The sequence below is a fragment of the Ensifer canadensis genome, assembly GCF_017488845.2.
Classification (GTDB): domain Bacteria; phylum Pseudomonadota; class Alphaproteobacteria; order Rhizobiales; family Rhizobiaceae; genus Ensifer; species Ensifer canadensis.
Genome location: NZ_CP083375.1, coordinates 121,878 through 138,639, shown reverse-complemented (window position 1 = coordinate 138,639; position 16,762 = coordinate 121,878). Strand labels below are relative to the sequence as shown.

Genomic DNA, 16,762 nt, shown 5'->3' with positions numbered 1-16,762 from the left:
CTGGGAGAGCCAGTCATCCTTTGCCGATGACCCCGGCGGCATCACAAAGACTGAGTAGATCCGCAGTGCCGGCAACGACCTTGGGAAGGCTGTTAAATTCACCTTCATCGGATCATGCGACCGGGAAGGGCGAGCCTTTGAGGAGACATGTGCTATACCAAACAAAAAAGTAACAGCTGTTACTTTCACCGGTGGCGCCTAAGAACGCTCACGACGCGCAGCATTTTCTGGAGACGGGGCGTGATCCATTTCTGGCCAGGCGTTGAAAAAGTAACAGCTGTTACTATTGCCCAGTCTCCCCCGATGCGCCGTAGAAACCGGCTGCCAACCCAAACAATGATCGCTCGAGATTCAGCTTCCCCTCCACCGCACGATCGATCATGGCACGGAAGTAGCCGGCTGGCTTGGATATCTGCTCTGGGTCACGGAGCGATTTTTCAAGCACTATTGCGAGGATAGCGCTGGCGCCGTAAAGGCCGACCTTTGCCCGACCATCGGCCCAGCCCGCTTCAGAAAGGCCGATCATTCGTCGCAGAGTTTCACCGGCACGACCTAGCGACGACCAGTTATCAAAGCGCGTACTGATCATGACCTGCGCTTCCCGGCAGCCAACCTGGAGCAGCCCAATGGACACCGACCCCAAGATTTCCCCCTGAACCGTATCGGGATCGCGCCCTTCCCGACCATCCAAACCAGCTTGCTTAGTTCGGGCGTCCGCCGGAGGCTTTTTTTCCAAAGCCATATAGGCAGCTTTGCTGCCGACCTTAAATTGGTCTTCCCGCTCGTTAGAGCGGGGCCGCTTATTGTTACTTATATAAATAGATTCATGGGTTGTATTAGTATTAGGCATGACGCTGATGTCACCCTCGCATGACAAATTATGCTCGAATCGATCGATCGTTGTCGAGACCACGATCTCAGCATGCAGTGCGCTTAACGCTTCCGCGCGTCGTTCGATGTCTAGGCCTGAGTTCTGCAGTTCAACCACCTGCTCTCTCCAAGTTGCGCTGTTCTCCGGAAATGCGTTGCTCAAGTCTTCGACGGCGCGGGTGAGGCGAGAAATATCCCTTTTCGCTGCAAGTTCTCTGTTGAGCTTCACCTGGTATTGCTCGACGGCTACCCTTATTTCCGCCGCACGGACGCGGGACGGTGTAAAATCGATGCCATAGCCAACGGAAATGTCACCTTGCTTGTCGCGATATACAAACCGGCGACCCGTCGCGCTGTCGCGATAAGCGGCGATGCCAACTTCGACCAGTCGTCGAATGCAGCGCATCACCGTCCGCTCTGATCGCATGGTATATTCGGCGAGCTTCGCATTCGAGATCGCGACGATTGGGCGTCCCGCGCCTTTCCAGTCCTCTGCACGCGATAGTCCAAGGAGGATATCCATCACATGGTAAGCCGTACCGTCGATGCCCAGCACCGGTGCGGCACGTTTCAACAACAGGGCGATCTCACTTTTTGTGACGTCGGGGACATCGTTGGCCATCGCAAGCCTAGCGCTGGCAACGATACCCGGTGTCACGCGTCTGAAGGACGCGACGGCTGTAATCTGGGTCATAGGTTTCCCGCTGCGGTCCAAGGAGCCACAGTTCCAAAGATTGTTTTGGGGAAGCCAAGCAGAAGCTGGACGCAAAAAATCGATCCCTGGGGTTACAGAGACTTGATTAAGCGACACGACCGGCCTAGAATCAGATTGCTAGAACTGATGTTGGCGGTGCGAATTTCGTTCCGTTGGCTATTGAATTAAGGGTCTGTCGATTGGCGTCGACAGGCCCTTTTTCGATTTCGTCGTCATGCCATCATCGCTCTCCTCCACGCTGGGTCGATTGAAACTCTTCGACCAACTCTGGCAGTCTTTGAACAAGCCATGCCGAGAGCCCTGGAATCCGATCGTCCGGAATAGCAAATTTGGTCGCAGCGCTAGATCGCCTGGCAACGATGACGTGGCCACCCGCGACATGGATCTCCGTGATATCGGGCTCAGACTTGACGGGCCGGCCCAAGACATCCAGGACCAATCCAAATCGCTGGTCGCTGTCACTTGCCTCCCATTCCAACGAACGAACAAGGCCTTCAACAGCGTTGCTCTGCTCGGGAGAAAGACGACCATCCTTTATCAGCGAGCCGAGTTTCTCCCACTTCGGGCGACCGATTGCAGACGCAGGACCAATCAGACGGATAAGATCGGCGGGCACCAATGCCGCGGCATTGGTGAGGATTGAGATATAGGCCATTTTTTGGCCGTCCTTCCGCCCGAGAGCTTCGGAAATCAGCTCTCTGGAATAACCCCGTGCCTTGAGCGCCAGTGCGAAAAGGGCTTGCTCGATAAAGGACAGGTTGAGGCGTTCTGAATTCTCGATCCCCTGCGATTTGACGAGTTCCTCGTCTGACAGCGCGCGAACGATCGCCTTGACCGGACGCTTGAGGATCTGGCAGGCTCGAAGCCGTCTATGGCCGTAGGCAGCCTGATAGTGCCCGGGCTTGTCGGGGAGGGGGCGCACAAGGATCGGGAGTTTCTGACCGGCTTCCTTGATCCCCTCGACAAAGGCCTGAAAGCTTCGGTCACCTTCAATGTCCAGACGATCGTTGACGAATGACGGAATAACGCGCTCCGGGTCGAGCTCAACGATCACCTCCGATGAGAGGAGTTGGTCGTGAAGGCGCCTGTTTTCCTCTTCGATGGACACGAAGGCCCGATCCATCGACTTGACCGCCGCCGATCCCACGCGCCGCTTGTCTGCGTCTGCCACGGAGGGCGCTGCAGGTTTCGCAAGATCGTCCGGGTTCACACCAGCGAAAAGGCTTTTCATTCGTTGGTTTCGTTCGCGAGGATTGGTCATTGTCTCCCCCAAACTTGTTTGATGTGGTGAAGGATTTCGCCGTTGACCGCATCGACGGACTCGAGCGCCCGATTCAAGGTGTCGCGCCCGACGCTTCCACGAGACATCTCGTAGAGGCTCTTCTTCTCCAGACCGGCGCTCGCGATCGCTGTTGTCTCCACAACGGCAGGCGCAAGCACATCATCCTTGAACAACGACCTGAGAAGAGTAACGACGTTGATTTGCGGACTGTCGTTAGGGTTATGTCTAGTCAACACGTAGCGGATGAAATCATGACTGAGTACGCCGCCCCGCTCTTCGATGACATGCATCAGGTCGCTCATCATGGCGAGGAACTGGTTCATGCTCGCAACATCGATCATCGCAGGATGGATCGTGATCAGTAGACTGGTGGCCGCGCAGAGAGCGCCCAGGGTCAAATAGCCAAGCTGCGGCGGGGCATCGATCAGAACCACGTCGTAGTGCTCTTCGACCTCGCCGATGACTGCGCTCAGGCGCCTGAAGAAAATTCCGTCACCACGACCGTGTCCAGCGGCGATGGCTTGAGGCGTCTCATGTTCATACTCCATGAGTTCGAGATTTGCAGGGATCAGATCAATCCCATCGAAGTAGGTCTTTCTAATAACTTCCTGGATGGGTCGCCGCTGCTCGTCGTAACGGATGGCTGCATAAACGGTCTCGTTCTCGTCGACATCGAATTCAGGCTGATAGCCGAACATCGCCGTGAGCGAGGCCTGCGGGTCGAGATCGATTGCAAGGACCCTTAGTCCCTGAATTGCCAGGTAATGCGCTAAATGCACGGTGGTGGTCGTTTTGGCCGAACCGCCTTTGAAGTTTGCGACAGTAATGACCTGCAGTTTGTCACCCTCGCGACGGCGTGGCAGAAAATCCAGTGCTTCGGACGGACGGCGACGTGCTAGATGCTCGCGAATCTGATTAATCTGCGGAAGTGTGTAAATCCGCCGCCCGTTGTCCTGCCGATCGGGGATAGCACTTTCACCATCCAGCGACATCTGCCGCAGTGTGGATTCAGCTATGCCGAGCAGGGACGCAACATCGCGGGACGTGTAGGTCTTCAGCGTTTTCGCCGCCTCGGGTTCGTAAAGACGTTCACGAATCGATTGCAGTTGCGCAGAAAGCAATTGAGATTGCCTGCTGATCTTGTCGGCTGAGGATTCAGCTGCATCGTTCGTAGTGACTTTCGTCTTCATTTTACCTCACGACGGTTTTAAATCGATCGTCGCCTATTTTCCGTCGAGCAACAGTTACCCGATTCCCTTTCCTCGTCAAACTTTACTTGGTTAACAGATGGTTAAGGCGCGATTGGCGGTTTTGCTCTTCAGGCAGATTTATCTATTGCGATTAGCTAGTTAGGCTATTTCCTACAAGCTGCGGCAGTTGGCGCAAAATGCAGATTTGCACATCTTCCGCGACCTTTGGCGTCCATCGAACGCAAACATTCCAACGCATATCACCGACTCGGTAGAATCACCTGAGGTGCAAATCTGCACGTTGGCACACGCTGAGCGAGATGATTTTTGTCCGGATGACCTGTTCGTGCGGAGATCATGATGCGGATACTGACCATTCCACCCCACCACCACAGACGGCACCGACGTTTCCTGACACAGATGCACCGCCTTCGTGCTGCAGTATTCGGCGACCGTCTCGAATGGGACGTGTCTATTGTGGCAGGCAAAGAGCGTGACCACTATGATGACTTCAAGCCAACCTACCTCTTGGCGATCACTAAGAGCGGGCTGGTCGCAGGTTGCGTCCGTCTTCTTCCGGCTTGCGGGCCGACGATGCTCGAGCAGACCTTTCCTCAGCTGCTGAAAACAGGCTCGCTCGCAGTACACCCTGGAATGGTCGAGAGCTCGCGCTTCTGCGTCGACACCTCCCTTGTTTCGGGGAGGGAAGGAGGCCAACTGCATCTCGCGACGCTCACCCTGTTCGCTGGCATTATCGAATGGTCGATCGCGAACGGCTATAGTGAGATCGTCACGGCGACCGATCTCCGTTTTGAGCGCATTCTGAAGCGTGCCGGATGGCCAATGCACCGGCTCGGCGAAGCTTCCTCGATCGGGAACACCATCGCTGTTGCCGGAAGCTTGCCGGCAGATCGCGTCAGCTTCGAACGGGTTTGCCCTCAGGGCTATCACTCGATCCCTCAGCTCGACGGGGCACGGATCGGGAGCGCCGCGTGACCCAGCTGCGCTCCCATCCCCGTCTCGTCCGCAAACTCCAGGATGCCCTGGGCGATCACCTTTGCGTCGCTCTCGACGACGCAACAGTCGTTGAAATCATGCTCAATCCGGACGGCAAGCTCTTCATCGAGCGCCTGGGTCATGGAGTCATGGCGGCCGGCGCGCTGACGTCGGCCGCAGCAGAAGTGATTATTGGCAGCGTCGCTCACGCTCTGCGCTCGGAAGCAGACCCCGAGCAACCAATCATTTCCGGCGAGCTGCCGATCGGCGGACATCGATTTGAGGGCCTCCTGCCGCCTGTCGTCTCGGGACCGACATTCACGATCCGGCGACGCGCTTCGCGCCTTATTCCACTCGATGAGTATGTGCGATCAAAGGTAATGACCGAAGCGCAGGCTTCCGTGCTACGTAGCGCCATCGCCTCTCGCATGAACATCGTGATTTCCGGCGGAACGGGATCCGGCAAAACGACGCTTGCAAATGCAGTCATCGCCGAAATCATCGCAAGCGCACCAGACGATCGTATCGTCATTCTCGAGGACACAGCGGAGATTCAATGCGCGGCGGAGAACGCGGTGTCGCTTCATACGAGCGACACGATCGATATGGCCCGGTTGCTCAAAAGCACAATGCGGCTGCGGCCCGATCGCATCATCGTCGGCGAGGTCCGCGACGGCGCGGCGCTGACGCTGTTGAAAGCCTGGAATACCGGGCATCCGGGCGGCGTGACGACCATTCACTCCAATACGGCGATGTCGGCCCTGCGTCGGCTCGAGCAGCTGACCGCGGAAGCAAGCCAGCAGCCCATGCAGGAAGTCATCGGGGAGGCGGTCGATCTGGTCGTCTCCATAGAACGAACGGGGAAGGGGAGGCGGGTCCGCGAGGTCATCCACGTCGAGGGATTCACCAACTCCCGCTACCGCACCGAACATTACGCACAGATCGAAGAGGACAGCCATGTCGCGTGACCATCAACGTTTCCTGGGCGGCGCCATGCTGGCCCTTCTCCTCTCCGTTAGCTTGGCGGAGCCGGCACTTGCCTCATCGGGTGGCGGCGGCCTGCCTTGGGAATCCCCGCTTCAGCAGATCCAGCAATCAATCACTGGCCCAGTTGCCGGCTTTATTGCACTCGCAGCCGTCGCCATCGCCGGTGCAATGCTGATCTTCGGCGGCGAGCTCAACGATTTCGCCAGAAGGCTTTGCTATGTCGCGCTTGTCGGCGGCGTTCTTCTCGGTGCGACCCAGATCGTGGCGCTGTTTGGTGCAACAGGCGCTTCAATCGGCGACAAGGAGGCGCAATCCGCTCCAGGCACTGCCGAACAAATGACGTTGCCCGGACCGAAAGGGGAGGGGGCTCATGGCTGAGCCCACCTCCAATCTCGCTCGTTCGCGGATCCACCGCGCGCTGTCACGTCCGAACCTCCTGATGGGCGCCGACCGCGAGCTGGTGCTCCTCACAGCGCTCGCAGCCGTGATCCTCATCTTCGTGGTTCTCACCTGGTATGCCGCACTGTTCGGCGCCGCCATCTGGCTGGTCGCGGTCGCAGCCCTTCGCATGATGGCGAAAGCCGATCCGCTTATGCGCCGTGTCTATATCAGGCACATTTCCTATCGGTCCTACTACAGGCCGACCTCGACACCGTGGCGACGGTACTGACGATGGTCGCACTGAAGCCTTTTCGTCATTCCGGACCATCCTTCGCCGACCTCGTTCCCTATGCGGGGCTGGTCGATAACGGCGTGGTCCTGCTGAAGGATGGCTCCCTCATGGCCGGTTGGTATTTCGCGGGACCGGACAGCGAAAGCTCAACCGACGCCGAGCGCAACGAGGTCAGCCGGCAGATCAACACGATCCTGTCGCGGCTCGGCACAGGCTGGATGATACAGGTGGAGGCCGTCCGCGTGCCGACGATCGACTATCCGGCGGAAGACGTCTGCCACTTTCCTGATCCGGTCACGCGCGCCATCGATGCGGAACGGCGATCTCATTTCGAACGCGAGAGCGGACATTTCGAAAGCCGGCACGCGCTGGTCTTGACATGGAGGCCGCCGGAGCCGCGGCGATCCGGGCTTGCACGCTATGTCTATGCCGACGCGGGGAGCCGATCAGCCACCTATGCCGAAACGGCGCTGGAAACCTTCCGGACCTCGATCCGCGAGGTCGAGCAGTATCTCGCCAACGTCATCTCGATACACCGCATGGTGACGCACGAAGCCGAGGACCGCGGTGGATTTCGGATCGCTCGCTATGACGAGTTGTTTCAGTTCGTCCGTTTCTGCATCACTGGCGAGAACCATCCAGTCCGTCTGCCTGACATCCCGATGTATCTCGACTGGCTGGTGACGGCTGAGCTGCAGCATGGGCTCGCCCCCAGAGTCGAGAACAGGTTTCTTGGGGTGGTCGCCATTGACGGACTGCCGGCGGAAAGCTGGCCGGGCATTCTCAATTCCCTCGACCTGATGCCGCTGACCTATCGTTGGTCAAGCCGCTTTATCTTTCTCGACGAGCAGGAGGCGAGGGCGAAGCTCGAACGCACCCGAAAGAAGTGGCAGCAGAAGGTACGGCCCTTCTTCGACCAGTTGTTTCAGACACAAAGCCGGTCGATCGACCAGGATGCGATGTTGATGGTAGCGGAGACAGAGGATGCGATCGCGGAAGCATCCTCCCAGCTCGTCGCCTACGGCTACTACACGCCCGTTATCATCCTCTTTGATGAGGACAGCACCCGGCTGCAGGAAAAGTGCGAGGCCGTGCGCCGACTGATCCAGGCCGAAGGTTTCGGTGCGCGCATTGAAACCCTGAATGCGACCGACGCTTTCCTCGGTTCGCTTCCCGGCAACTGGTACGCCAATATCCGCGAGCCGTTGATCAACACGCGCAACCTCGCCGATCTCGTCCCATTGAACTCTGTCTGGTCCGGCAGCCCGACAGCGCCGTGCCCTTTTTACCCGACCGGCTCGCCGCCGCTGATGCAGGTCGCCAGCGGATCTACGCCCTTCCGGCTAAACCTTCACGTCGGCGACGTCGGCCATACGCTGGTGTTTGGCCCTACTGGTTCCGGCAAATCGACCTTGCTGGCACTGATCGCGGCACAGTTTCGACGCTACGCGGACGGTCAGATCTTCGCGTTCGACAAAGGCCGTTCAATGCTGCCGCTGACGTTGGCCGGCGGCGGCGATCATTACGAGATCGGCGGCGAGAGCGACGGGAAGGGGAGGGCGCTCGCATTCTGCCCGCTCTCGGATCTTTCGACCGATGCCGACCGGGCCTGGGCGACCGAATGGATCGAGACGCTGGTAGCGCTGCAGGGTGTGGCGATCACGCCCGACCACCGCAATGCGATATCCCGCCAGATCGGTTTGATGGCCGAGGCGCGGGGCCGATCGCTCTCGGACTTCGTCTCGGGCGTGCAGATGCGCGAGATCAAGGAGGCGTTGCACCACTACACGATCGACGGACCTATGGGGCAGTTGCTCGATGCCGAGGAAGACGGGCTTGCGCTTGGAGCGTTCCAGACCTTCGAGCTTGAGGAGTTGATGAACATGGGCGAGCGCAATCTCGTACCCGTCCTCACCTATCTCTTCCGTCGGATCGAGAAACGCCTGACTGGAGCCCCCAGCCTCATCATTCTCGATGAGGCGTGGATCATGCTCGGGCACCCTGTTTTCCGCGACAAAATCCGCGAGTGGCTGAAGGTGTTGCGAAAGGCCAACTGCGCCGTGGTGCTTGCCACGCAGTCGATCTCGGATGCGGAGCGTTCGGGGATCGTCGACGTTCTGAAGGAGAGCTGCCCGACGAAGATTTGCCTGCCCAACGGCGCGGCGCGCGAGACCGGTACGCGTGAGTTCTATGAGCGTATCGGTTTCAACGAGCGGCAGATCGAAATCGTCGCGACTGCACTTCCGAAGCGCGAATACTACGTCGCCTCTCCTGAAGGCCGTCGGCTCTTCGACATGACGCTCGGACCGGTGGCACTTTCCTTTGTCGGAGCCACCGGCAAGGACGATCTCGCCCGGGTCCGCGCTCTCGAAACACAACATGTGGCCGAATGGCCTCTCCATTGGCTCGAACAGAGAGGGATCGCTCATGCCGCGAGGTATTTTCCCGCCACCAAGGTCTGACACAATGCGCCTCACCTCTCTCGCAATAATCTTCGCACTTGCCGGCGCCGTATCGCCTGTAAACGCGGGCGGCGTGACCGGACAGGCAACCGAGTGGACGCAGCTTGCCAACAACACTGAGCTGATCAGTCTCGTCGGCAAGTCGGCCGAACAGGTCAACAACCAGATCACCCAGATTAGCCAGCTCGCCGAGCAGATCCAAAACCAGCTCAATATCTACAGCAACATGCTGCAGAACACCGCGCAATTGCCGAACCACATCTGGGGACAGGTGGAGGGCGATCTGAACAAGCTCAAGAGCGTGGTTTCCCAGGGGCAGGGCGTCGCCTTCTCGATGGGCAATATCGACGATGTGCTGAAGCAGCGATTTCAGAGCTTTGCTGATTTCAAGTCGGGCCTGCCGAACGGGGCATCCTTCTCGTCGACCTATCAGACCTGGTCGAACACCAACCGCGATACGGTCGCCGGGACCTTGAAGGCAGCTAACCTGACGGCCGAGCAGTTCTCCTCCGAGGAATCCACCATGTCTTCTCTGCGGTCGATGTCGGAAAGTGCTGACGGCCAGATGAAGGCGCTGCAGGTCGGACATGAGATCGCGGCGCAGGAAGTGGCGCAGATGCAGAAGCTGCGCGGGCTCGTTTCCCAGCAGATGACGATGATGGGGACCTGGTATCAGTCCGAGCAGGCTGAGAAGGATCTCGCCCAGGCCCGCCGCGAGGATTTTTTCAAGTCGACGGCGCCGTCGATGTCCGGTGGACAGGAGATGAAGCCCAGATGGTAGTCTCGAAGCTACTTCTCGTCGTCGTCCTTTTCGCCACTGCAGCCAGCGCCGGAGGAGCGGTGTGGCTCCTTGCTCAATCAAACGATCCGCTACAGTCAGCCGCCGGGACCGTCGCGTCCAGATCTCCGCCTAACGATGAAGCACGCAAGCACGCGGAGAAATTTTTTGGCGGAAGACAAGATTACGACCTGACAGACGGCCAGGAGATGAAGCCGCGATGGTAGTCGACAGGGCTTTAGGCGGGCGTCTTCTCCCCATCTTGCTGGCGCTTGGTGTCGTGGTCATAGCAAATCCAGCGCTGGCGCAGGACGGCAGCGTGCTGAATACGCTGGAGAACCAGATCGTCACGGCAGCGAAGGGCTGGGAAGATACGATCAGCCGCGCTGCCCGCTCGCTGTTCTGGATCCTTGCCGGTATCGAGGTCGGTATTGCCGCCGTCTGGCTGGCGCTTCAGGCTGCCTCCCTTGATGCCTGGTTCGCCGAGCTTGTCCGCCGGATCATGTTCATCGGCTTCTTTGCCTTCGTACTCGAGCGCGGCCCGGCCTTGGCGAAGGCAATCGTCGACAGCCTGTTCCAGATCGGCGCCGGCGGCGGCTCCGCTTCGCCGGCTAACGTCTTCAATGCCGGCCTGACTGTCGCTTCGAAAATGTCGGAGAAAATCAGCTTCGGCCTGTTCCAGGACAACGCGCTCGCGCTCTCGGCAGCACTGGCGATGATAGTCAGCGTCATCGCCTTCTCGCTGGTCGCGGCAATCTTCATCTCTGTGCTCGTCGAGATGTATGTCGGTTTGCTTGCCGGGATGATCCTGCTCGGCCTCGGTGGATCGAGCTTCACCAAGGACTTCGCCATCCGTTACCTGATCTATTCATTCTCGGTCGGAATGAAACTCATGGCGCTGGTGATGATCGCACGCATCGGCTCCGAGGTCTTGATCGGCATGGCGAACGATGCCTCGGTCGGCGACCAATATCAGACGGCGCTCGCCATCGCCGGCATCGCAGTCGTGGTGTTCGTCGTTTCAATGTATGTGCCGAACATCATCCAGGGCGTTATCCAGGGTGCCTCCGTCACCGGCGGCATGGAAACGATCCGGCACGGATCGCAGGCAGCGAACTTCGCGATCGGTACGGCGGTCGGGACGGGAGCGCTTGCCCGGGGTGGCGCAATAGCTGGAGCCTCTGCCTATTCGGATGCACGCAGCACCGGTTCTTCGATGGCGGGCGCCGCGCTCAAGGGGATGGCGAGCGGAGGTGCGGCCGCTGCCGGTGCTCTGGCGTCTGCCGCCCGCGATCAGGCGATGGGCGGCCGTGGCACGTATGGCACCTCAACGCTCGGCCTCGCCAACGCCAAACTGGATGAAGCCAACAGAGCGTCAGCGCGCAAGGGCTCGGGAAACAAGGGGTCAGGAAAATGAGGATCTGCAAAGTCAACCAGCGGGGTCCGCATGTCCCAGCGTGACGGTCCGGACAATCCCTATATTGCAGCCCGCCAGGAGTGGAGCGAGCGCTACGGCTCCTACGTCAACGCGGCGGCGGCGTGGCGCATCGTCGGCATCGTCGGAATGCTGATGGCGGTGATCGGGTTCTCCTATGCCCTGTTCCAGAGCACGCAGGTCAAGTTGGTTCCTTATATAGTCGAAGTCGACAAACTGGGGACGGCGGCGAATGCCGGTTTCCCGCAGCAGATCGAGTATGCCGATCCGCGTGTCGTGCGTGCGACGCTTGGCAGCTTCGTCTCGAACTTCAGGAGCGTCACGCCGGATGCGGTGGTCCAGAAGCAATATATCGATCGCACCTACGCACTGCTGAGGACCTCCGATCCCGCAACCGAGAAGATCAATGCCTGGTTCCGGTCGAATTCGCCCTTCGACAGGGCTCGGAACGCGACGGTCGCCATCGAGGTGAATAACATCGTGGCGCTGTCGAACCAGTCCTACCAGATCGACTGGACCGAATTCGAGCGTGACCGCAAGGGCCAAGAGGTCAGCCAACCGAGGCGCTTCCGCGGCATCGCCACGGTGACGCTGACACCTCCGCAGGATGAAGGCGTCATTCGCCTCAACCCCATCGGTCTCTATCTCCGCGACTTCGACTGGACAGCCCAACTTTGAAAGGCCTAGCCCCGCACATGATCACAAGAACAAGACCGGTTCCGGCCGTGCTTCCGATCGCCGCCGCACTCGTGCTCGCCACATCGCCGCTGTTCCTCGCTCGAGCGTCGGCACAAAGCGTCAGCGCCAATGAAGCCAAGGGCATAGGTATCTCCGGTCAATGGCGAGGAAGTCGCGGTCTCGTCACCAAGGGCAGCGACGGCAAGGTGATCTTTCTCTTTGGTGAGGTGCAGCCCTCTGTCGTGTGCTCGCCGCTGCAGGTCTGTGACATCGAGCTTCAGGCAGGCGAGGTGGTCCGCGACGTATTGGTCGGCGACACCGTCCGATGGAAGGTCGAGCCGGCCACCTCCGGCGCCGTCGGCGGTCAGGCAATCCATTTGATCATCAAGCCGGCAGAGTCGAACCTGGTTACCTCGATGGTCGTGACGACATCGAGGCGAACGTATCATATTCAACTCAAGTCGACGCCGACCCAGTACATGGCACGCGTCGGTTTCGAATATCCAGAGGATGTTTCGACCAAGCTCGCTGACGTCAACGCCCGGCTGGAGGCGAGCACCATCCCTGGCGCCGGCGTATCCGCCGAGCAACTGAACTTCGCCTATTCGCTTTCGGGCAGCGCCCGCTGGCGGCCGACGCGGGTCTATAGCGACGGCATGAAAACCTACATCCAGTTTCCGCGCTCGATCGCAGGCCAGGATGCCCCGGTGCTGTTCGTTGTCTCTGGCGGGCAGAACCGGATCGTCAACTATCGCATGAAGGACAATATGATGGTGGTCGACTATCAGGTGGACAAGGCTGTGCTGGTCTCCGGGGTTGGCTGGCACCAGGAGAAGATCACGATCAACCGGGGAGGCCGGTAATGGGGCTGGCTTCATTCCGCTCTGCGGCGACATGCATTCTAGCTGTCACGCTGGCAGGCTGCCAGGTGACCGGCCGGGACGCATTGGTTACCAGCAACGCCCCGACCGAAATCACCGGGCCGGCGGCTTCCGCGATCGCCGGCGACATGGTGAGCAGGCTTGCCGAGCAGATCGGGCCCGGTACAGCAACCATCTCGTTGAAGAAGGATGCTTCGCCCTTCGGCGAGGCGTTGGAAGCATCGCTCAGAGGCTGGGGCTACGCTGTCGTCACGGATCAGAAAACGGACGACACGGCGAAGACGATCGCACTTGCTTATGTGATCTCGCCATTCGACGGCCAGATCCTAGCGCGACTGTCGGCATCGAGCGTTGAGATCGGCCGAGCCTATCGTGCAAGCGCAACGGGAGCGACGCCGGCAAGCCCGCTCTCCGTCATGCGACGCGGATAGGGGAGGGAACCATGGCTCAGTCCCTGAAACTCGGCGGTGGGCCGGAGGAGGCAAGCGGTTCCGGTGTCAGACGCGTCAACCGTTTGCCGGTCCTCGTTGTGATCATCCTTGTCATCGCCTTTCTCGCGGTCATTTTCTACGGCCTTGCATCGCGCGGGCTTTATTTCCGGGGCAATCCCGGACTTGACCAAACATCGGGCAATCCCGCCTCGAGCTATGCCGAACAACTGAAGCGCGGCGTCAGCGACGGTATCATCGGTGAACCTGCTCAGGCCCAGGCATTTCAGCCGACGCCCGTCGAGCCCAAAAAGGAGACGACATCCAATCCATTTGCCGCAGAGACACGTCAGACCCACGAAGAAAAATCCCAGCTTGAGCCTGAGGCCGTCTGGAAAGCCCGCCTGCAGCGAGAACAGCAGGAGCAATATCTGCGCGAACGCCATCGGGAGCGGATGGCGCGACTGCAGGCCAGCGACGCCGCCTATGATGCGCCGCTCGTCATCGACAAAGGCAAGATCGAGGCGCAGGCAAAGGCAGTCACCGATACGACGACGAGCCGTGCGGCGAACGCCGCTCAGCCGGGATCGGCGACAGACCTCTATGCGGCGGCACTACGGGCGGGTTTCGGCGATCAGAACCTCGATCCCAATGGCCAGCGCACCAAGGAAGGCTTCTTCAATGCCGATATCAAGGAACTCGGTTATCTGCCGAACAGGGTTGTGCGACAACGGTCTCTCTTTGAACTCAAGCGCGGCTCGGTCATTCCGGCAACGCTGATCACGGGTATCAATTCCGATCTTCCCGGCCGCATCACGGCTCAAGTCAGCCAGAACGTCTTCGACAGCGCCACCGGCCACCGCCTGCTGATCCCGCAAGGAACGAAGCTGTTTGGCCGGTACGACAGCAAAGTGTCCTTCGGCCAGTCCCGGGTGCTCGTGGTTTGGACCGACATCATCTTTCCGAACGGCTCCACGCTGCAGATTGGAGGCATGGCGGGAACGGACGCGCAGGGTTATGGCGGCTTCAATGATAAGGTGAACAACCATTATTTCAGGACTTTCGGGTCGGCGATCCTGGTCGCCCTCATCGGAACCGGGATCGATATGGCAGTCCCGGAAAGTTCAACGCTGGCGACACAGGACGCGGCGTCCGACGCGGCCCGTCGCAACTTCGCCGAGACCTTCGGCCGGGTTGCCGAGCGAACGATCAATAGAAACTTGGACGTCCAGCCAACGCTTGAAATCCGACCCGGATACAAGTTCAACGTCCTAGTAGATCAAGACATCGTGTTTCCTGGCATCTACAACGGCTAGCGGCTTCAATGATGAGTTGCTAATTGTGGGCTGCCATGAAGTTTCTCCTTTCGTCAAAGCCCTCTATTCACAGGCGTCTGCTGCCTGAGATATCCTACTATCGCAAGCTGGAGGAAGCCGGACGCAAGCCGGATTATGTCGCAGGCCATAGTCTGGGCGAATATAATGCGCTTCTGGCGGCGGAGTGCTTCGATTTCGAAACCGGCCTGAAGCTGGTCAAGAAGCGCGGCGAGCTGATGGCTCAGGCGCCTGAAGGTCGAATGGCAGCTATTTTGAATGCCACGAAGGCAGACGTCACCGCCATCCTGCGGGACAACGCGCTGCACAACATCGATGTCGCGAACTACAACACGCCTCAGCAGATCGTAATCTCTGGTCGGGCGGACGAAATCGAGCGGGCGCAGGCGTTCTTCCAGCAGGGAAACATGATGTATCACCCGCTCAACACCAGCGGCGCGTTTCATTCTCGATTGATGAAACCGAGCAGTGAACAGTTCAAGCGGTTTCTGGAGGGGTTCACATTTTCGCCATTGGCGATCCCGGTGATCGCCAATGTCACTGCTAGAGCTTACAGAAATGAAGCTGTCGTCGATACCCTTGCGGCCCAGCTCGCCGACAGCGTGCTCTGGTGCGACAGCATCCAGTATTTGATGGCGCACGACAATGACGGCGAGGAGATGACATTCGAGGAAATCGGACATGGCGAGGTGCTGACCAAGATGCTTCGTCACATCCCGAAGGACACCGGCCTGGTCATCGATGATCGAGCGGAAAACGAGAGCAGACCAGCGCCGGCCGCTCGTGTGCAGCAGGCCCTAGATAATCGGGCCCCACCCGCCGTGAACGAAATCGTCAGCGCCTGGAACGCCAAATACCCAATCGGCACGAAGGTTCGGTGTACCCTCCATGATTACGATGAACTCGAGACGCGGACGGAAGCGATCGTTCTCTTTGGCCACCGCGCGGCAATCTACATGAAAGGCTACAACGGCTATTTCGATTTGAACGAGGTTGTGCCGACGCGTGCATAAAACTGGTCCGGAAATCATCATGCGAAAGCCGATTGTTTTCATGTTTTCAGGCCAGGGCTCGCAATATTTTCAGATGGGTCGAGAGCTATATGATCATCATCCTCGGTTCAGGCTATGGATGGATCATTGCGATGCCCTGGTCAAAGACGCGACAGGCCGATCTCTTACGGCAACCCTTTATGGTGGGTCTGACTGGACAGACAGGTTCGACGATATTCTTTTGACCAACCCGGCTCTGCTTTCCATCGAGTTCTGCTTGGCCAAGCTGCTGCAGGAGGCCGGCATATCTCCCGACTATCTGCTGGGCTACAGCCTGGGCGAACTGGCGAGCTCCGTCGTCGCAGGCGTCTTATCTCTGGAGGAGGGGATACGGCTCGCGGTGGAATTCGCCCAACTTCTGACAATGAAGAGTCCGGCCGGAGGGATGTTAGCCATTCTTGGTGATGAAGGGATGATTGACGATCACCCCGACGCCTTCACCCGTTGCAGCATTTCCGGCAGGAACTTCGATACCAATTTCGTTGTCAGCGGGCTGGCGGAAGAGATAACGAAACTGCAGACATATCTCACCGGCTTCGGCTTCGGCATCGTCACGCAGCGGCTGGCGGTGAATTTTGCATTTCATTCGCCCGTCATCGAGCCGTTGAAACCGTTCTTCCTTCAAATGTCCGGATCGTTTAATTATTCCCCACCGAGAACACCCATGATTTCCGCGCAAAAAGGGCAGGAGATCGCCGGCGTCGATGAAACGCATCTATGGGACGTCATTCGGCAGCCGGTGGATTTCAAGTCGACCATCCGGAAGCTTGCGTCCCAACAGGATTGCATATTCATCGATATCGGCCCCAGCGGCACATTATCGACGGCGGTCAAATATCTGTTGCCGAAGAATACGTCATCGATCTTCCTCGCGACCCTGAACCAGTTTGGTCAAGACCGCGCAACCTTGGAGAAAACGATTTCGTGTCTCTCCGGCTCGACGGATTGAGCGCAGAGATTCGCTTGATGTCATCCGTGTCCGACCGCGCCGGTTGACACTC

At 58.9% G+C, this 16,762-nt stretch carries 17 protein-coding genes; 14 read left to right on the top strand and 3 right to left on the bottom strand.

Going from position 1 to position 16,762, the window contains the following annotated elements:
* Window positions 1-283: 283 nt before the first annotated feature.
* The 3 genes from repC to repA all read right to left on the bottom strand — a co-directional run bounded on the left by repC (window position 284) and on the right by repA (window position 4,057).
* On the bottom strand, window positions 284-1,564 hold the full coding sequence (gene repC / locus J3R84_RS38335) for a plasmid replication protein RepC (protein WP_207932912.1): 1,281 nt from the start codon (window positions 1,562-1,564) through the stop codon (window positions 284-286).
* Window positions 1,565-1,805: 241 nt separating this feature from the next.
* The gene (gene repB, locus J3R84_RS38330; protein WP_225906555.1) at window positions 1,806-2,816 is read right to left on the bottom strand and encodes a plasmid partitioning protein RepB; all 1,011 of its coding nucleotides are present in this window, start codon (window positions 2,814-2,816) and stop codon (window positions 1,806-1,808) included.
* A gap of 26 nt (window positions 2,817-2,842) precedes the next feature.
* Window positions 2,843-4,057, bottom strand: coding sequence for a plasmid partitioning protein RepA (gene repA / locus J3R84_RS38325; protein WP_203529994.1), 1,215 nt, complete (start codon window positions 4,055-4,057; stop codon window positions 2,843-2,845).
* A 360-nt stretch (window positions 4,058-4,417) separates the two neighbouring features.
* Here repA and traI point away from each other — a divergent pair, with 360 nt between their 5' ends.
* Genes traI through J3R84_RS38260 form a run of 14 tightly spaced genes read left to right on the top strand, consistent with a single transcriptional unit; the run spans window position 4,418 to window position 16,710 of the window.
* Window positions 4,418-5,053, top strand: coding sequence for an acyl-homoserine-lactone synthase (gene traI, locus J3R84_RS38320; RefSeq protein WP_203529993.1), 636 nt, complete (start codon window positions 4,418-4,420; stop codon window positions 5,051-5,053).
* The gene (trbB, locus tag J3R84_RS38315; RefSeq protein WP_203529992.1) at window positions 5,050-6,021 is read left to right on the top strand and encodes a P-type conjugative transfer ATPase TrbB; all 972 of its coding nucleotides are present in this window, start codon (window positions 5,050-5,052) and stop codon (window positions 6,019-6,021) included. Before traI ends, trbB begins: the two co-directional genes overlap by 4 nt.
* Window positions 6,011-6,418: a conjugal transfer pilin TrbC gene (trbC, locus tag J3R84_RS38310; RefSeq protein ID WP_203529991.1), complete on the top strand. Its 408-nt coding sequence runs from the start codon at window positions 6,011-6,013 to the stop codon at window positions 6,416-6,418. The genes trbB and trbC overlap by 11 nt, the downstream gene beginning before the upstream one ends.
* Window positions 6,411-6,710, top strand: coding sequence for a conjugal transfer protein TrbD (locus J3R84_RS38305; RefSeq protein ID WP_203529990.1), 300 nt, complete (start codon window positions 6,411-6,413; stop codon window positions 6,708-6,710). Before trbC ends, J3R84_RS38305 begins: the two co-directional genes overlap by 8 nt.
* Window positions 6,711-6,712: 2 nt before the next feature.
* Window positions 6,713-9,175, top strand: coding sequence for a conjugal transfer protein TrbE (locus J3R84_RS38300; protein WP_203529997.1), 2,463 nt, complete (start codon window positions 6,713-6,715; stop codon window positions 9,173-9,175).
* 4 nt (window positions 9,176-9,179) lie between these two features.
* Window positions 9,180-9,956, top strand: a complete 777-nt coding sequence (gene trbJ, locus J3R84_RS38295) for a P-type conjugative transfer protein TrbJ (protein WP_203529989.1) — start codon at window positions 9,180-9,182, stop codon at window positions 9,954-9,956.
* Window positions 9,950-10,180, top strand: coding sequence for an entry exclusion protein TrbK (gene trbK, locus J3R84_RS38985; protein WP_203529988.1), 231 nt, complete (start codon window positions 9,950-9,952; stop codon window positions 10,178-10,180). The genes trbJ and trbK overlap by 7 nt, the downstream gene beginning before the upstream one ends.
* Entirely contained in the window at window positions 10,174-11,370 is a 1,197-nt protein-coding gene (trbL, locus tag J3R84_RS38290; protein ID WP_203529987.1) for a P-type conjugative transfer protein TrbL, read from the top strand. The genes trbK and trbL overlap by 7 nt, the downstream gene beginning before the upstream one ends.
* 30 nt (window positions 11,371-11,400) lie before the next feature.
* Entirely contained in the window at window positions 11,401-12,066 is a 666-nt protein-coding gene (locus J3R84_RS38285; RefSeq protein WP_203529986.1) for a conjugal transfer protein TrbF, read from the top strand.
* A gap of 17 nt (window positions 12,067-12,083) precedes the next feature.
* Window positions 12,084-12,929: a P-type conjugative transfer protein TrbG gene (trbG, locus tag J3R84_RS38280; RefSeq protein ID WP_203529985.1), complete on the top strand. Its 846-nt coding sequence runs from the start codon at window positions 12,084-12,086 to the stop codon at window positions 12,927-12,929.
* Complete coding sequence (gene trbH / locus J3R84_RS38275) at window positions 12,929-13,378, top strand: conjugal transfer protein TrbH (RefSeq protein ID WP_203529984.1); 450 nt, start codon at window positions 12,929-12,931, stop codon at window positions 13,376-13,378. The genes trbG and trbH overlap by 1 nt, the downstream gene beginning before the upstream one ends.
* An 11-nt stretch (window positions 13,379-13,389) precedes the next feature.
* Window positions 13,390-14,691, top strand: a complete 1,302-nt coding sequence (gene trbI, locus J3R84_RS38270; protein WP_203529983.1) for an IncP-type conjugal transfer protein TrbI — start codon at window positions 13,390-13,392, stop codon at window positions 14,689-14,691.
* Between the two features lie 35 nt (window positions 14,692-14,726).
* A complete protein-coding gene (locus J3R84_RS38265) occupies window positions 14,727-15,722 on the top strand; it encodes an acyltransferase domain-containing protein (protein ID WP_203529982.1) in 996 nt (331 codons plus the stop codon).
* 19 nt (window positions 15,723-15,741) lie between these two features.
* Entirely contained in the window at window positions 15,742-16,710 is a 969-nt protein-coding gene (locus tag J3R84_RS38260; protein WP_203529981.1) for an acyltransferase domain-containing protein, read from the top strand.
* Window positions 16,711-16,762 lie beyond the last annotated feature (52 nt).

Excerpts from the sequence above, each read along its gene's own strand:
- trbC (WP_203529991.1), top strand. The coding sequence starts at position 6,011 with ATGTCGCGTGACCATCAACGTTTCCTGGGCGGCGCCATGCTGGCCCTT.
- J3R84_RS38305 (WP_203529990.1), top strand. The coding sequence starts at position 6,411 with ATGGCTGAGCCCACCTCCAATCTCGCTCGTTCGCGGATCCACCGCGCG.
- J3R84_RS38260 (WP_203529981.1), top strand. The coding sequence starts at position 15,742 with ATGCGAAAGCCGATTGTTTTCATGTTTTCAGGCCAGGGCTCGCAATAT.
- trbL (WP_203529987.1), top strand. The coding sequence starts at position 10,174 with ATGGTAGTCGACAGGGCTTTAGGCGGGCGTCTTCTCCCCATCTTGCTG.
- trbG (WP_203529985.1), top strand. The coding sequence starts at position 12,084 with ATGATCACAAGAACAAGACCGGTTCCGGCCGTGCTTCCGATCGCCGCC.
- J3R84_RS38285 (WP_203529986.1), top strand. The coding sequence starts at position 11,401 with ATGTCCCAGCGTGACGGTCCGGACAATCCCTATATTGCAGCCCGCCAG.
- J3R84_RS38265 (WP_203529982.1), top strand. The coding sequence starts at position 14,727 with ATGAAGTTTCTCCTTTCGTCAAAGCCCTCTATTCACAGGCGTCTGCTG.
- J3R84_RS38300 (WP_203529997.1), top strand. The coding sequence starts at position 6,713 with ATGGTCGCACTGAAGCCTTTTCGTCATTCCGGACCATCCTTCGCCGAC.
- trbJ (WP_203529989.1), top strand. The coding sequence starts at position 9,180 with ATGCGCCTCACCTCTCTCGCAATAATCTTCGCACTTGCCGGCGCCGTA.
- traI (WP_203529993.1), top strand. The coding sequence starts at position 4,418 with ATGCGGATACTGACCATTCCACCCCACCACCACAGACGGCACCGACGT.
- repB (WP_225906555.1), bottom strand. The coding sequence starts at position 2,816 with ATGAAAAGCCTTTTCGCTGGTGTGAACCCGGACGATCTTGCGAAACCT.
- trbI (WP_203529983.1), top strand. The coding sequence starts at position 13,390 with ATGGCTCAGTCCCTGAAACTCGGCGGTGGGCCGGAGGAGGCAAGCGGT.
- trbH (WP_203529984.1), top strand. The coding sequence starts at position 12,929 with ATGGGGCTGGCTTCATTCCGCTCTGCGGCGACATGCATTCTAGCTGTC.
- repC (WP_207932912.1), bottom strand. The coding sequence starts at position 1,564 with ATGACCCAGATTACAGCCGTCGCGTCCTTCAGACGCGTGACACCGGGT.
- repA (WP_203529994.1), bottom strand. The coding sequence starts at position 4,057 with ATGAAGACGAAAGTCACTACGAACGATGCAGCTGAATCCTCAGCCGAC.
- trbK (WP_203529988.1), top strand. The coding sequence starts at position 9,950 with ATGGTAGTCTCGAAGCTACTTCTCGTCGTCGTCCTTTTCGCCACTGCA.